The following is a 687-nucleotide window of genomic DNA, read 5'->3' as shown; positions in this document are numbered from 1 at the left end:
GGCCCGGCTCGCCGCGCGGAAGGCGCGGGAGTTGGTGCGCCGCAAGAGCGCCACCGACATCGGTGGGCTGCCCGGTAAGCTCGCCGACTGCCGCTCGACGGATCCGAGCAAGTCCGAACTGTATGTGGTGGAGGGTGATTCGGCCGGCGGTTCCGCCAAGAGCGGCCGGGACTCGATGTTCCAGGCCATTCTCCCGTTGCGCGGCAAGATCATCAACGTCGAGAAGGCGCGCATCGACCGGGTGCTGAAGAACACCGAGGTGCAAGCGATCATCACCGCGCTGGGCACCGGTATTCACGACGAGTTCGATCTGAGCAAGTTGCGGTATCACAAGATCGTGCTGATGGCCGACGCCGACGTCGACGGTCAGCACATCTCGACGCTGCTGCTGACGCTGCTGTTCCGGTTCATGAAGCCGCTGATCGAGAACGGGCACGTGTTCCTGGCCCAGCCGCCGCTGTACAAGCTGAAATGGCAACGCAGCGAACCGGAATTCGCCTACTCCGACCGAGAGCGCGACGGTCTGCTCGAGACCGGCCGCGCCGCCGGTAAGCGCATCAACACCGAGGACGGCATCCAGCGCTACAAGGGCCTGGGCGAGATGGACGCCAAGGAACTGTGGGAAACCACGATGGATCCGTCGGTGCGGGTGCTGCGCCAGATCACCCTCGACGACGCCGCGGCCGC

1 protein-coding gene is annotated in these 687 nt (G+C 65.4%); it reads left to right on the top strand.

Features of this window, described 5'->3' with window-relative positions; genetic code table 11:
- The coding region (locus A5757_RS00215) for a toprim domain-containing protein (protein WP_231983840.1) at window positions 1–687 on the top strand (687 nt) is incomplete at both ends.

Source organism: Mycobacterium sp. 852013-51886_SCH5428379 (assembly GCF_001665575.1).
Taxonomy (GTDB): domain Bacteria; phylum Actinomycetota; class Actinomycetes; order Mycobacteriales; family Mycobacteriaceae; genus Mycobacterium.
Note: the sequence above shows the minus strand (reverse complement) of the source record. Positions and strands in the feature narration are given on the sequence as shown.